The 13,553-nt window shown below is 65.7% G+C and carries 12 protein-coding genes; 5 read left to right on the top strand and 7 right to left on the bottom strand.

Going from position 1 to position 13,553, the window contains the following annotated elements; genetic code table 11:
• Positions 1–40 precede the first annotated feature (40 nt).
• Entirely contained in the window at positions 41–2,104 is a 2,064-nt protein-coding gene (recG, locus tag ATE62_RS09545) for an ATP-dependent DNA helicase RecG (protein ID WP_058808985.1), read from the top strand.
• Here recG and ATE62_RS09540 read toward each other — a convergent pair.
• Both ATE62_RS09540 and tyrS read right to left on the bottom strand, forming a co-directional pair.
• The gene (locus tag ATE62_RS09540; protein ID WP_058808984.1) at positions 2,101–2,439 is read right to left on the bottom strand and encodes a PilZ domain-containing protein; all 339 of its coding nucleotides are present in this window, start codon (positions 2,437–2,439) and stop codon (positions 2,101–2,103) included. The genes recG and ATE62_RS09540 overlap by 4 nt on opposite strands.
• 76 nt (positions 2,440–2,515) lie before the next feature.
• A complete protein-coding gene (gene tyrS, locus ATE62_RS09535; protein WP_058808983.1) occupies positions 2,516–3,742 on the bottom strand; it encodes a tyrosine--tRNA ligase in 1,227 nt (408 codons plus the stop codon).
• Positions 3,743–3,865: 123 nt separating this feature from the next.
• Here tyrS and ATE62_RS09530 point away from each other — a divergent pair, with 123 nt between their 5' ends.
• From ATE62_RS09530 to ATE62_RS09520, 3 genes are read left to right on the top strand one after another with little or no spacing between them, the layout of a single operon-like run.
• Positions 3,866–4,450 (top strand): DOMON-like domain-containing protein, encoded by a 585-nt coding sequence (locus ATE62_RS09530; protein WP_231736223.1) that lies wholly within the window; start codon positions 3,866–3,868, stop codon positions 4,448–4,450.
• Between the two features lie 2 nt (positions 4,451–4,452).
• Entirely contained in the window at positions 4,453–5,655 is a 1,203-nt protein-coding gene (locus ATE62_RS09525) for an exo-beta-N-acetylmuramidase NamZ family protein (RefSeq protein ID WP_058809030.1), read from the top strand.
• A gap of 10 nt (positions 5,656–5,665) precedes the next feature.
• Positions 5,666–6,910: a M24 family metallopeptidase gene (locus ATE62_RS09520; RefSeq protein WP_058818504.1), complete on the top strand. Its 1,245-nt coding sequence runs from the start codon at positions 5,666–5,668 to the stop codon at positions 6,908–6,910.
• On the opposite strand, the gene ATE62_RS09515 is transcribed toward ATE62_RS09520, so the two are convergent.
• The 3 genes from ATE62_RS09515 to ATE62_RS09505 are packed head-to-tail and all read right to left on the bottom strand — an operon-like array spanning position 6,907 to position 9,776.
• The gene (locus ATE62_RS09515; RefSeq protein WP_058809996.1) at positions 6,907–7,767 is read right to left on the bottom strand and encodes a DUF817 domain-containing protein; all 861 of its coding nucleotides are present in this window, start codon (positions 7,765–7,767) and stop codon (positions 6,907–6,909) included. The genes ATE62_RS09520 and ATE62_RS09515 overlap by 4 nt on opposite strands.
• A complete protein-coding gene (locus ATE62_RS09510; protein WP_058809995.1) occupies positions 7,760–8,566 on the bottom strand; it encodes a lipid II flippase Amj family protein in 807 nt (268 codons plus the stop codon). The genes ATE62_RS09515 and ATE62_RS09510 overlap by 8 nt, the downstream gene beginning before the upstream one ends.
• A 31-nt stretch (positions 8,567–8,597) precedes the next feature.
• Positions 8,598–9,776: a vWA domain-containing protein gene (locus ATE62_RS09505; RefSeq protein ID WP_058809994.1), complete on the bottom strand. Its 1,179-nt coding sequence runs from the start codon at positions 9,774–9,776 to the stop codon at positions 8,598–8,600.
• A 931-nt stretch (positions 9,777–10,707) separates the two neighbouring features.
• Here ATE62_RS09505 and ATE62_RS09500 point away from each other — a divergent pair.
• Positions 10,708–12,105, top strand: coding sequence for a methyl-accepting chemotaxis protein (locus ATE62_RS09500; RefSeq protein ID WP_058809993.1), 1,398 nt, complete (start codon positions 10,708–10,710; stop codon positions 12,103–12,105).
• A 10-nt stretch (positions 12,106–12,115) separates the two neighbouring features.
• Here ATE62_RS09500 and ATE62_RS09495 read toward each other — a convergent pair whose 3' ends face one another.
• A complete protein-coding gene (locus ATE62_RS09495; protein ID WP_058809992.1) occupies positions 12,116–12,535 on the bottom strand; it encodes a GFA family protein in 420 nt (139 codons plus the stop codon).
• 91 nt (positions 12,536–12,626) lie between these two features.
• Entirely contained in the window at positions 12,627–13,472 is an 846-nt protein-coding gene (locus ATE62_RS09490; protein ID WP_058809991.1) for an AAA family ATPase, read from the bottom strand.
• Between the last annotated feature and the right edge of the window lie 81 nt (positions 13,473–13,553).

Here is a 13,553-nt window from a genome sequence, read left to right as displayed (position 1 = left end):
GCGCACGGGGCAAGCAAGCGATAGACGGGATGCACTAGCCATGCGACCCGAGATACTCAATCCGCTCTTTGCCGCGCTGACCGACCTGAAGGGCGTCGGGCCGCAGCTCGCCAAGCCGCTGACGCGGCTCGGGCTCGAGCGCGTGGTCGACGTGCTGTTCCACCTGCCGACCGGGCTGGTGCAGCGCTATCCGGTCGATCGGCTCGACCAAGCACAGGTCGGGCAGCAGATCATCGTGACGCTGACCGCGCAGGATTATCGCCCCGGGCGGTCCCCGCGCGCGCCTTTCGGCGTCGAGGCCTTCGACGGCGCGGGCGACCATGTCCGGCTCGTCTATTTCGGGCGCACCGCGGGGCTGGCGAAGAAGCTTTTCCCCTTGGGCGAGCCGCGGCAGGTGTCGGGGCGGCTCGACGCCTATGGCGACATGCGCCAGATCGTCCATCCAGACCATGTCGGCGAGCCGGGCGAGGGGGAGATCGCGACGAGCGAGGCGGTCTATCCGCTGACCGAGGGGCTCACCAACGCGCGGTTGAACCAGCTGGTCGAGATCGCGCTCGAACGGCGCCCCGAGCTCGCCGAGTGGATCGACGGACCGCTGCTGGCGCTGCGCAGCTGGCCGGCGTGGCAGGAGGCGCTGGCGCGCGCGCATGCCAGCCCGCACGATGCCGCGGCGCACGACCGCCTCGCCTATGACGAGATTTTCGCGAGCCAGGTCGCGCTGATGCTGATCCGCGAGGGGCTGCGCAAACGCAAGGGGCGCGGGATCGCCGGCGACGGGCGGCTGACCGGGGCGCTCAAGCTGCCGTTTGGACTCACGGGTGCGCAGGAACGCGTCGGGCGCGAGATCGCGGGCGACATGGCGCAGGACGTGCCGATGCTGCGCATGCTGCAGGGCGATGTCGGGTCGGGCAAGACGCTGGTCGCGCTGCGCGCGATGCTGACCGCGGTCGAGGCGGGGACGCAGGCGGCGCTGCTCGCGCCGACCGAGATACTGGCGCGCCAGCATTTCGCGACCTTGCAGGCGATGCTCGCGGGGCTGCCGGTGAACATCGCGATTCTGACCGGGCGCGACAAGGGACGGGTGCGCGAATCGACGCTGATGGGGCTGGCCGACGGCAGCATCGATATCCTGGTCGGCACGCATGCGATCTTCCAGGAGGCGGTGAATTACCGCGACCTGTCGCTGGTCGTCGTCGACGAGCAGCATCGTTTCGGCGTCGCACAGCGGCTGATGCTCACCGCCAAGGGCCAGCGGCCGCCGCACCTGCTGGTGATGACCGCGACCCCGATCCCGCGCACGCTGCAACTCGCCAATCATGGCGAGATGGACGTGTCGCGGATCGACGAAATGCCGCCGGGGCGCACCCCGGTCGATACGCGCGTCGTCTCGGTCGACCGGCTCGACGAGGTGATCGGCGGGCTCGAACGCCATCTCGCGAGCGGGGCGCAGGCGTACTGGGTGTGCCCGCTGGTCGCCGAGAGCGAGGCGAGCGAGCTGGCGGCGGCCGAGGAGCGGGCGGCGCTGCTGCGCTTGCGGCTCGGTGACGATCGTGTGGGGCTGGTGCACGGGCGGATGAAGGGCCCCGACAAGGACGAGGTCATGGCGCGCTTCCAGGCGGGCCGGATCGGCGTGCTCGTCGCGACGACGGTGATCGAAGTCGGGGTCGATGTTCCCGCCGCCAGCCTGATGATCGTCGAGCATGCCGAGAATTTCGGGTTGGCGCAGCTCCACCAGCTGCGCGGGCGCGTCGGGCGGGGCGCGGCGAAATCGGTGTGCCTGCTGCTGCGCTCGCAGACCCTCTCGGAGACCGCGCGCGAGCGGCTGGCGCTGATGCGCGAAACGAACGACGGGTTCGTGATCGCCGAGAAGGATCTGGAACTGCGCGGCGGCGGCGAACTCCTGGGGCTCAAGCAGTCGGGCGACGCCGATTACCGCGTCGCGAGCGCCGAGCAGCTCGTGCGGCTGCTGCCCGTGGCGCATGACGATGCGCGGCTGTTCGTCGAGCGCGACGGCGGCATGGACGGCGCACGCGGCGAGGCGGTGCGGCTCTGCCTTTATCTGTTCGAACGCGATGCGGCGGTGCCGCTGCTCCGGAGCGGTTAGAGGTCGCCGCGGGCGCCCATGGCGCGGATCATCGGCAGATAATCCTCGACCGCGATCATCTTTTCGAACTGGACGCCGGTCTTGCCGGCGAGCGACCAGATGACCTTGGCGGCGATGCGGCCGATGATCGGCATGCGGAACACCACGAGGTCGCCGATTTCGAGCCCGCGTTCGTAGCGCATCAGCAGCCCGTCCGAGCTGATGTTGACGCAGGTGCACATATCTTGGCCGCCGTCGGGCAGGATCATCGGCAGGCGGCAATAGACGTCGCTGCGCGGCGAAAGCCGCTGGTCGAGCCCGACATAATGGGCCTTGTTGGTGTCGATCTTGCGCATTCCATCACTCTCGCTGGTCGAGCGCGAAGTGATCGCCGCGATTCACCTAAGAAGTGGTAAACGCTGCGGCAAGCCGTCAGCGTGTGACCAGCCCGTGCTTCTTGGCACCGAGGCTCAGCGGCACCGGGTCGGCGGCGGGCGAAATCACATGATTGGGGTCGCGGATCACGACGCCATCGACCTTGACTGCGCCCTCGTCGAGTTTGCGCCGCCCCTCCTTGTTCGACGCCGCGAAGCCGAGTTCGCGGAGCGCATCGAGGATACGGATGCCTTCGGCGGGCGCCGCGACCTGCGGGAGATCGCCGCCGATCTGCCCTTTTTCAAAGGTTTGCGCGGCGGTCTCGGCGGCGGTGCGCGCCGCTTCGTCGCCGCGGCACAGCGCGGTCGCGGCGTCGGCGAGGATCTTCTTCGCCTCGTTGATCTCGGCGCCTTCGAGCGCTTCGAGGCGGGCGATCTCGTCGAGCGGCAGGTCGGTGAACAGCTTCAGGAACTTGCCGACGTCGCGGTCGTCGGCGTTGCGCCAATACTGCCAGTAATCAAAATGGGACAGTTGATCCGAATTTAGCCATACCGCGCCGGCGGCGGTCTTGCCCATCTTGGCGCCCGCCGCGGTGGTCAGCAGAGGAGTCGTCAGGCCATAGAGATCGGCGCCGTCCATGCGGCGGCCAAGCTCCATCCCGTTGACGATGTTGCCCCACTGGTCCGACCCGCCCATCTGCAGCCGCACGCCCATCGCCTTCGACAGGTGGCGGAAGTCGTAGCCCTGCAGGATCATGTAGTTGAATTCGAGGAAGGTCATCGGCTGTTCGCGCTCGAGCCGCAATTTGACCGAGTCGAAGGTCAGCATGCGGTTGATCGTGAAGTGGGTTCCGACCTCCTGCAGCAACTCGATATAACCGAGCTGGCCCAGCCAGTCGTGGTTGTTGACCATCACCGCGTCGGTCGGGCCGTCGCCGAAGGTCAGGAAGGGTTCGAAGATCGTGCGGATCGACGCGATATTGGCCTCGATCGTCGCGTCGTCCAGCATCTTGCGGCTCTCGTCGCGGCCCGTGGGGTCGCCGATGCGCGTGGTGCCACCGCCCATCAGCACGACGGGCTTGTGCCCCGTCTGCTGCAGGCGGCGCAGCATCATGATCTGGACCAGGCTGCCGACGTGCAAGCTGGGTGCGGTGGCGTCGAAGCCGATATAGGCGGGAATGATCTGCTTGGCGGCAAGGGCGTCGAGCCCTTCCGCGTCGGTCTGTTGGTGGATATAGCCGCGGCTGTCGAGCACGCGGAGCAGATCGGATTTGTAACTGGTCATAGCGCGCGGGCGCTTAGCATGGGAAACGGGTAAACCCAACTCGGTTCGTTTCCGACCAATCGGCTTGTCTCAAGCTTGTATGCGGACGGTCCTTGGTTTTAGTTCGCGGCAGCCAGGGAGAATATGATGCCGCTTGATCTCGAGCCGGATTGGCCGGAGCCTACCGTAGGCTTGATGCTCATCGCGCACCCCGAAGCGCCGGCGCGCGCGGTTGAGAGCGTCGAAGTGCAATTCGAGTTGTCTCCCGACGGCGCCCTGTGGCTGCGCTATCATATCGAAGTGCCCGAGACTGACCTCACGCTTCCTGACCCGGCGGAACGCGACCGGGCCGACGGGCTCTGGAAAACGACGTGCTGTGAACTCTTTCTCAAGCAGCCCGGCGAGCCGGGATATCTGGAGTTCAACTTTTCGCCGTCGAGCCAATGGGCGGCGTACCGGTTTGCGAGCTATCGCGACGGCGGCGAGAATCTCGATATTGAGCCCCCCGCGATATTCCTTGATTGCAGTGCCTCGCATCTCGCGCTGGAGGCGACGGTTCAGTTGCCGCGGGGGTGGACGGATGCTCCGCTCCTAGCAGCCCTCTCCGCCGTCGTCGAAGAAACCGACGGCACCAAAAGCTACTGGGCGCTGCGCCATCCGCCGGGCAAGCCCGACTTCCATCATCCCGATTGCTTTGCGCTGACGCTTGGGGCACCTCCGCCCGCATGACAATTGCCTTCGGTATCGACCGCCTGCTCGCCGACCCCGCGCTTCGCAAACCGCTCGAGGGCAAGCGGGTCGCGCTGCTCGCGCATCCGGCTTCGGTTACCGCGGACCTCACGCACAGCATCGACGCCTTGGTCGCCGCCGGGATCGACGTCACCGCGGTGTTCGGGCCGCAGCATGGCGTGCGCGGCGACCTGCAGGACAATATGATGGAGTCGCCCGACTTCACCGACCCGACCTATGGCATGCCCGTGTTCAGCCTTTATGGCGAGGTGCGGCGGCCGAGCGGGCAGTCGATGCACACCTTCGACGTGATGCTGGTCGACCTGCAGGACCTGGGCTGCCGCATCTATACCTATGTCACGACCTTGCTCTATGTGCTCGAAGCCGCGGCGGCGCATGGCAAGGGCGTGTGGGTGCTCGACCGGCCCAATCCCGCCGGGCGACCGGTCGAAGGCACTCTACTGCAGCCGGGCTGGGAAAGCTTTGTCGGCGCGGGGCCGATGGTGATGCGCCACGGGCTGACGATGGGCGAGATGGGGCATTGGTTCATCCGCCATTTCGGGCTCGACGTCGAGTACCGCGTGATCGAAATGGAGGGGTGGCAGCCCGATGGCCCGGGCTTCGGCTGGCCCACCGAGCGCGTGTGGATCAACCCCAGCCCCAATGCCGCGAACCTCAACATGGCGCGCGCCTATGCGGGGACGGTGATGGTCGAGGGCGCGACCTTGAGCGAGGGGCGCGGGACGACGCGTCCGCTCGAACTCTTCGGCGCGCCCGATATCGACGCCAAGGGGGTGATCGCCGAGATGCAGCGGCTCGCGCCCGGATGGCTCGCGGGGTGCAGGCTGCGCGACATCTGGTTCGAGCCGACCTTCCACAAGCATATGAAGGTGCTGAACAACGGCGTGTTCATCCATGCCGAGGGCGGCTGGTACGATCATGCGGCGTTCCGGCCGTGGCGCGTGCAGGCGCTGGGGTTCAAGGCGATCCGGTCGCTCTATCCCGACTATCCGATCTGGCGCGGCAAGGATTTCAAATATGAATATACCGACGATGTGCTCGCGATCGACGTGATCAACGGCGGCACGGGCCTGCGCGAATGGGTCGACGATGCCGCGGCCGAGGCGGGGGATCTCGATGCACTGGCGGGGCCTGACGAGGCGGCGTGGCGCGCCGAGATCGCCGATCTGCTGATCTATGACTGAGGGGAAAACGATGTACCGGCGGCACTTTCTGGGAACCGCGGCGCTGACCGGGCTGGCGGCGACGCTGCCGGCATCGGTGCTCGCCGCCGACACCGCGGGCCTCCCGAACCTCGCGGCGAAGGCGGTGCCGATCGGCAAGCCCGAGCGTCTGGCGCGCCTCGCCAAGGCGAAGGAACTGATGGCCGCGAACGACATCGGCGCGCTGCTGATCGAGCCGGGGTCGAGCCTGATCTATTTCACCGGGGTGCGCTGGAACCGCAGCGAGCGGCTGACCGCGGCGATCCTGACCCGCGAAGGCGAGGTCGCGGTCGTCACGCCCTTTTTCGAGGAACCGTCGGTGCGCGAGAGCCTAGGCATCGATGCCGAGGTTCTGACGTGGAACGAGGACGAGAATCCGCTCGCGGCGGTCGCGGCCTGGCTCGGCAAGCGCGGGCTGGCGAAGGGCAAGATCGGCGTCGAGGAAACGGTGCGCTATTTCGCGGTCGACGGGCTCGAAAAGGCGATGCCGGAGGCGACGGTGGTCAACGGTGCGCCGGTGGTGCGCGGGTGCCGGATGCACAAGTCGGCAGCCGAGATCGCGCTGATGCAGATCGCGTCGGACATCACCATCGCCGCCTATCGCCACACCGCGCCGCGGATCGAGGCGGGGATGACCCCCGCCGACATCGGCGCGATCATGGCGGCCGCGACGACCGCGCTCGGCGGGCGCAGCGAGTTCGAGCTGATCCTGCTCGGCGAGGCGAGCGCCTATCCGCACGGGTCGGGCAAGCCGCAGGCGGTGCGCGACGGCGAAGTCGTGCTGATGGACTGCGGCGCCACCGTCCACGGCTATCAGTCCGACATTTCGCGCAGCTTCGTCTACGGCAAGGCGAACCCGCGCCAGCGGCAGGTGTGGGACCAGATGCGCAAGGGGCAGGACGTCGCCTTCGCCGCGGCGAAGCTCGGCACGCCGGCGGGGGCGGTCGACGATGCGGTGCGCCGCTATTATGCGGGGCTCGGCTGGGGGCCGCATTACAAGCTGCCCGGCACCTCGCACCGCACCGGCCACGGCATCGGGCTCGACGGGCACGAGCCGGTCAACCTGGTGCGCGGCGAGACGACGAAGCTCGCGCCGGGCATGTGCTTCTCCAACGAGCCGGGCATCTATATCCCCGGCGAATTCGGGATCCGGCTCGAGGATTGTTTCTACATGACCGAGACGGGCCCCAAATGGTTCAGCGAACCGCCGCCGTCGATCGACCGGCCGTTCGCTTAATCGGGCGCCTTCGGTCGCTGCACGAGGCTGACCAGCACGAAGCTGATGATCATCAGCAGATACCAGCTGCCGAGCTTTTCCAGGCCGACCATGTGCCAGCCGCCGTCCTGGCTGGGGTAGGTCCAGGCTCTGGCGAAAGTGCCGATATTTTCGGCGAACCAGATGAACAGCGCGACCATGGCCCAGCCGACGAGCAGGGGCATGCGGCGGTGGATGTGGAGCGGGCGGAACCACACCTGGCAGCGCCAGAAGAGCCACGCGGTCGCGGCGAAAAGCAGCCAGCGGATGTCGGGCAGCCAGTGGTGCGCGAAGAAATTGACGTAGATCGCGGCCGCCAGCGCATAGGTCGCCCATAGCGGCGGATAGCCGGTGTAGCGGAAATCGAAGATGCGCCAGACGCGGGCGATATAGCTGCCGACCGCGGCGTACATGAAGCCCGAGAAGAGCGGGACGGCGCCGATGTGGAGCAGGCTCGCCTCGGGATATTGCCACGAGCCCGCGGCGGTCTTGAACAATTCCATCACCGTGCCGACGATGTGGAAGATCAGGATGACCAGCGCTTCCTTCGGTGTCTCGAGCCGGAAGGCGAGCATGAAGAGCTGGATCAGCACCGCGCCGATCGTGATCGCGTCGTAGCGATGGAGCGGCGCGCTTTCGGGCCAGAAGAGATGCGTGCCGAGCAGCAGCGCGAGCATCAGGCCGCCGAACAGGCATGCCCAGCCCTGCTTGAAACCGAAGACGAGGAATTCGAGGAACCAGCCGCGCGGCCCTGGCTCGACCGCCATCGCCTCGAGCCGGGAGCGGACCGTGTGGAAGCGGCTGTGCGCCCCCCCTTGGCCCGACGCGGGCTCAGACATGCACGGCGACCCAGGCGATCAGCATCGCGGCGGGGAGCAGCAGCGCCTGCGCCAGCACCGTGCCGGCGAGGCGGCTCAGCGAGATGAAGGTGATCGCGCGGCGGAAATCGGCCTCGTCGACTTTGCCCTCGACCGCGTCGTCGGTCATCACCGACAATTGCGGGTCGATGAAGGCGAACAACAATATCGTCGCGAAACCGTTGATCAGCGCCGACAGCTGCGACGCGGTGACGCGGAATTCGGGGGCGAGGTAGCCGGCGTAGAGCGAGGCGACGACGCCGACGGCGAGCAGCGACTGTGCGAGGCAGTTGGCGATCAGCACGCCCCAGCCGATGCCCTTCGGCATTTTCCAGCTCTTGAGGTGCGACAGACTGGGGAAGGTCAGCGACTGGCGGAGCGTGCGCAGGCCGGTCGGGCTGACGGCTTTCAGCGCGAGCCGCGTCGTCGAGCGGTTGTCCTGATACCAGCCGATCGCCGCGGCGAACATGCGCTGGCCGGTGGGTACGAGGAGGATGCCGACCAGCGTCGCGACGCTCGCCGCGGCGAGCACGAACTGCATGTCTAGGAAGAGCGAGAGGCCGCTGCCGTCGTGGATGCGCGTCTCGATGCGCTTGGCAAGGAAGGGGCCGAGGAAGCTGTTCGAGGTGCGCGAGAAGAGCACGAGGATGTTGAACAGCGCGAAGGACATGGCGATCCGCCGCGTCCGCACCCCGGCGATGCGCGCGGCATAAGCGAGCGCGCCGATCAGGTTGATGAAGCCGGTGAGCAGCAGGATGGTCAGGAGAGGGAGGTCGAACATCTTCGCGCCCCTAGCGCCGCCATGGCCCGCGTCAATGCTTGCGCGTCAACTCGCGCATCGCGTCGTCGAGGCCGGCGAGCGTCAGCGGGTACATGCGGTCGTTCATAAGCTGTTTGATCAGCTTGACCGACTGGGTGTAGCCCCAATGCGCCTCGGGCACCGGATTGAGCCACACCGCGGCGGGATAGACATGGGTGATGCGCTGCATCCAAACCGCGCCCGATTCCTCGTTGAAATGTTCGACGCTGCCGCCCGGATGGGTGATCTCATAGGCGCTCATCGACGCGTCTCCGACGAAGATCACTTTGTAATCATGGCCATATTTGTGGAGGATATCCCACATCTGGTGGCGTTCGGACCAGCGGCGCTTGTTGTCCTTCCACACGCCTTCGTAGGGGCAATTGTGGAAATAGAAGAATTCGAGATTCTTGAACTCGGTCGTCGCGGCGCTGAAGAGTTCCTCGCAGAGCTTGATGAAGGGATCCATCGAGCCGCCGACGTCGAGGAACAGCAGCAGTTTGACGGCATTGCGCCGCTCGGGGCGCATGCGGATGTCGAGCCAGCCCTGGCGCGCGGTGCCGTCGATCGTTCCCGGGATGTCGAGCTCGTCGGCCGCGCCCTCGCGCGCGAATTTCCTGAGGCGGCGGAGCGCGATCTTGATGTTGCGGGTGCCGAGCTCCTTGGTGTTGTCGAGATTCTGGAACTCGCGCTTTTCCCAGACCTTCAGCGCGCGCTTGTGCTTGCTCTCGCCGCCGATGCGCACCCCTTCGGGGTTATATCCCGAATTGCCGAAGGGCGAGGTACCGCCGGTGCCGATCCACTTGCTGCCGCCCTCGTGGCGCTTTTGCTGTTCTTCGAGCCGCTCCTTCAGCGTCTCCATGATCTTGTCCCAGTCGCCGAGCGATTCGATCGCGGCCATTTCCTCGGGGGTCAGGAATTTCTCGGCGACCGCCTTCAGCCAGTCGGCGGGGACGTCGACCGGGTTCTGGCCGTAATCGGTGAGCAGGCCCTTGAAGACCTTGTTGAACACCTGGTCGAAGCGGTCGAGCAGGCCCTCGTCCTTCACATAGATCGCGCGGCTGAGGTAGTAGAATTGCTCGGGGCTGCGGTCGATCGCCTCGCGGTCGAGCGCCTCGAGCAGCAGCAGATGCTCCTTCATGCTCACGGGAATACCCGCGGTGCGGAGTTCTTCGAGGAAGCCGAACAGCATGGGGTAAAGCGTAAACGGTCGCGGGGGCGGGCGCAACTGCTTTACGTAAACGGAAAGTGCGCGCCATTGGATCGCGACAGAGTGGCGGAAACCGGCGCACCTTCATTCGCGAATTAGCGATGCGGCGCGATTTTTAACCGGCGCCGGGGCAAAGTTCAGGAAAGTTCAGCCCAATGACGCATTTTTTCCGAGGTCTTCCCTGCTGGTTGGGCGACGGGTTTTGTCTCCGGTGGCCGACCACGAGGATTGCCCCGGACGGCGGGGACGGCGGGCGGATATCCACGGAATCAAAGAACGAAAGAAGAACATGCCACAGCGGGATTTATTCGGAAAGCGGTTTTTGATCGGGTTGGCGCAAATGGCCGCTAACGACCGGTTGCGGACATTCGAAAGCACTGTCATCAGCAGACCCGTGGGCACAAATTTCGATCAATCTGTGACGGCAGTTTCCTGCCCTTACTGCGGCGGGCTCGATCACGCCGTCTTCGGGCAGTCGGCCATCGACGGTAAGCTACGGTGGTACCGTTCGATTACATGCCCAATTTCGGGGAAAGCAGAAGAGGACGGGACTGGGAGCGGTCCCGCCGACCTGCGCGCTGAGTTGCTTAAATCTCAAGGTACGTGGGAAGTTTTGGTAGAGGGTGCGGATAAGCCAAATTCCGTTCACATTGCAAAACGCACATTGTCGTTATCGAACGCTGATACCGCCGCCTTGCTACAATCCTTTCCTCATTTCCGAATTGGCACGAAAGCGGAAGCCGAGTGGCTGGCCCACGCACTCTCCAAAGAGGGGATCAGAGCCGCAATTAGGTTATGCTGAGGGGGCGTCGGCTTCCCACCCCAAAGCCGACTTTTGGCTCTCGCTTCCCATTGACCCCCCGTTAACCATTATCGGTCATCACCTGCGGATTAATTCAGAGTGGGTGGCGCAATGAAATTCGAGTCCATAAATCCGGCGGCTCCGATCCTCGACCAGTCGGTCGCGGGCGACTGCGGCGAGCTCGCCGTCGGGTGCAGCGAGGCGGCGGGGCGGATCAAGCGTTCGACCGACCAGATGGACCGCCAGATCGTCGAGCTCGGGCGGCTCGAGGAATTTGTCGTCGGCCTCGAGGCCGACCAGCGCCAGATCGCCGATTCGACCGATGAGGCGAAATTGCTGTCGGCGCGCGCCTGCGAGCAGCTCGACACCGGCGCCGAACGCGTCAACGCCGCGGTCAGCGAGTTCCGTTCGGTCATCGACCTGATCGCGCGGCTCGGCACGCACGTCACCAATTTCGCCGCGGTGATGGAGCAGGTGCAGCAGGTCAGCCAGTCGATCGAGTCGATCGCCAAGACCACCAACATGCTCGCATTGAACGCCGCGATCGAGGCCGAGCGCGCGGGCGATGCCGGGCGCACCTTCGCCGTCGTCGCCGCCGAGGTGAAGAAGCTGGCGCAGAATACGCGCAGCGCCACCGACGAGATTCGCCGGTCGATCGGCAGCCTCGCGACCGAGGCGTCGGGCCTCGTCACCGAAATCCAGTCGGGGGTCGAGCAGTCGAGCCGCGCCGAGGCGCAGTTCGAGACGATCACCGACGCGCTGCACGACGCGACGCACCTTGTCGCCTTGCTCGACGACCAGAGCGACCGCATCGCGCAGTCGAGCGCGATGGTGCATGCCAATGGCGCCAAGGTCCGCGACGCGGTCGACCGCGTCGTCGCGTCGGTGCGCGACAATAGCGCGACCCTCGACGGCACGCGCGATTCGATCCTGAAGATGGAGCATGTGTCGAACCGCATGTTCAACGCCGTGATCTCGGCCGGGGTGTCGCCGAAGGATTCGGCGGTGGTCGAGCTTGCCTCGCGCGTGCGCGACCAGTTCGTCGCGATCGCCGAACTGGCGCTCGCCAAGGGCGAGCTGTCGACCGAGCAGCTGTTCGACACCAATTATGTCCGCGTGCCGGGGTCGAACCCCGAACGTTTCCGCACGAGCCTCTGCGACTGGGCCGACACCAATTGGCGGCCGCTGTTCGACCATATCGTGAGCAATCATCCCGAGGTGAAGATGTCCTCGGCGGGCGACATGAACGGCTTTTTGCCGACGCACATCACCGACTGCTCGCGCGCGCCGACCGGCGATGTCGTCCACGACACCGCGCATTGCCGCAACGGGCGCATCCTGTTCGACGACACCGACAAGGCCGCGAAGAAGAGCAATGCGCCCTTCTTCATGGCGGTCTATCGCCAGGAAGGCGACGGCACCAACTATGTCACGGTGCGCAACGTCTATATGCCGGTGGTGATCGGCGGGCGCCGCTGGGGCGACGTCGAGGTCGCGTACCAGCTCTGAACCGAGGGGCCTATGGCTGGCCCGGATGCTGTTCCAGCGCGGGGTCGATGCGGACCCAGGCGGGCGCTTCCTGCACCCAGATCGCGATAGTGGGCTCCAGCTCGTGCGCCTGATCGAGGCTGCCGAGGCGCACCGCGCGCATCTCGGGCCGCGCCGACGACGCGCCGAACAATTGCGTCCCGCAGGCGGGGCAGAAATACCATGTCAGCTGGTTGCCGCTGTCGGCGGCGTGGACGTTCGATGCGATCGTCCCCTCGGCGGTGATCGCGTCGGTGCGGAAGAAGGCGTTGTGCGTCGGGCCGCCGGTCGACAATTTCTGGCAATGGCGGCACCAGCATTGGCGCACCGCAAAGGGCTCGCCCGCGATGCGATAGGTCACTACGCCGCAGGCGCAGCTGCCCGAAAAGGATTTGCCGTTCGTGTCCGCCATGCCTCACCCCGTCGTTATCGGCGCGAAGGATATCAGACCGCGCGGGCGCTGCAATTCCGCAGCGCTCGCCATATGAGCGGAAGGCAGGCGGTCAGCTGCCCTGGCGGCGCGCCATGAAGGCGAGCTTTTCGAACAGCATCACGTCCTGCTCGTTCTTGAGCAGCGCGCCGTGGAGCGGCGGGATCGCCTTGCCGACGTCGCGGTTCTGGAGCACCTCGAGCGGCATGTCCTCGTTGAGGAGCAGTTTCAGCCAGTCGATCAGCTCGCTGGTCGAGGGCTTTTTCTTGAGCCCGGGGACGTCGCGGACTTCGTAGAAGATGTCCATCGCGCGGCTGACGAGCGTCTTCTGGATGCCCGGGAAGTGAACCTCGACGATCGACGCCATCGTGTCGCGGTCGGGGAATTTGATATAGTGGAAGAAGCAGCGGCGGAGGAACGCGTCGGGCAGTTCCTTCTCGTTGTTCGAGGTGATGACGACGATCGGGCGTTCCTTCGCGACGATCGTCTCGTCGGTCTCGTACACATGGAAGGCCATGCGATCGAGTTCCTGGAGCAGGTCGTTCGGGAATTCGATGTCGGCCTTGTCGATCTCGTCGATCAGCAGCACGGGGAGCTTGGGCGAGGTGAACGCCTCCCACAGCTTGCCCTTGCGGATATAGTTGCGGATGTCGTGGACGCGCTCTTCGCCGAGCTGGCCATCGCGGAGGCGCGCGACCGCGTCATATTCGTAGAGGCCCTGCTGGGCTTTCGTAGTCGACTTGATGTTCCAGGTGATCAGCGGCGCGTCGAAGGCCTTCGCGATTTCCTCGGCCAGCACGGTCTTGCCGGTGCCGGGTTCGCCCTTCACGAGCAGCGGGCGGCGCAGCAGTGTCGCGGCGTTGACCGCGACCTTCAGGTCGTCGGTCGCGATATAGGCGCTGGTTCCTTCGAAGCGCATGGGCGGAGAGCCTTTCCCTTAACGTGAACGTCAAGGGGCATAGCGGGGGGCGGGGGAGGGTGCAAATCTAATCTCCCCTCC

The sequence above is a fragment of the Sphingopyxis sp. HIX genome, from assembly GCF_001468285.1.
Taxonomy (GTDB): Bacteria; Pseudomonadota; Alphaproteobacteria; order Sphingomonadales; family Sphingomonadaceae; genus Sphingopyxis.
The sequence above is the reverse complement of the archived record's forward strand: the minus strand, read 5'-3'. Positions and strand labels throughout refer to the sequence as shown.

Coding starts and splice junctions, on each gene's coding strand:
- recG (WP_058808985.1), top strand. CDS start 41: ATGCGACCCGAGATACTCAATCCGCTCTTTGCCGCGCTGACCGACCTG.
- ATE62_RS09540 (WP_058808984.1), bottom strand. CDS start 2,439: ATGCGCAAGATCGACACCAACAAGGCCCATTATGTCGGGCTCGACCAG.
- tyrS (WP_058808983.1), bottom strand. CDS start 3,742: ATGACCAGTTACAAATCCGATCTGCTCCGCGTGCTCGACAGCCGCGGC.
- ATE62_RS09530 (WP_231736223.1), top strand. CDS start 3,866: ATGATGCCGCTTGATCTCGAGCCGGATTGGCCGGAGCCTACCGTAGGC.
- ATE62_RS09520 (WP_058818504.1), top strand. CDS start 5,666: ATGTACCGGCGGCACTTTCTGGGAACCGCGGCGCTGACCGGGCTGGCG.
- ATE62_RS09515 (WP_058809996.1), bottom strand. CDS start 7,767: ATGTCTGAGCCCGCGTCGGGCCAAGGGGGGGCGCACAGCCGCTTCCAC.
- ATE62_RS09510 (WP_058809995.1), bottom strand. CDS start 8,566: ATGTTCGACCTCCCTCTCCTGACCATCCTGCTGCTCACCGGCTTCATC.
- ATE62_RS09505 (WP_058809994.1), bottom strand. CDS start 9,776: ATGCTGTTCGGCTTCCTCGAAGAACTCCGCACCGCGGGTATTCCCGTG.
- ATE62_RS09500 (WP_058809993.1), top strand. CDS start 10,708: ATGAAATTCGAGTCCATAAATCCGGCGGCTCCGATCCTCGACCAGTCG.
- ATE62_RS09495 (WP_058809992.1), bottom strand. CDS start 12,535: ATGGCGGACACGAACGGCAAATCCTTTTCGGGCAGCTGCGCCTGCGGC.
- ATE62_RS09490 (WP_058809991.1), bottom strand. CDS start 13,472: ATGCGCTTCGAAGGAACCAGCGCCTATATCGCGACCGACGACCTGAAG.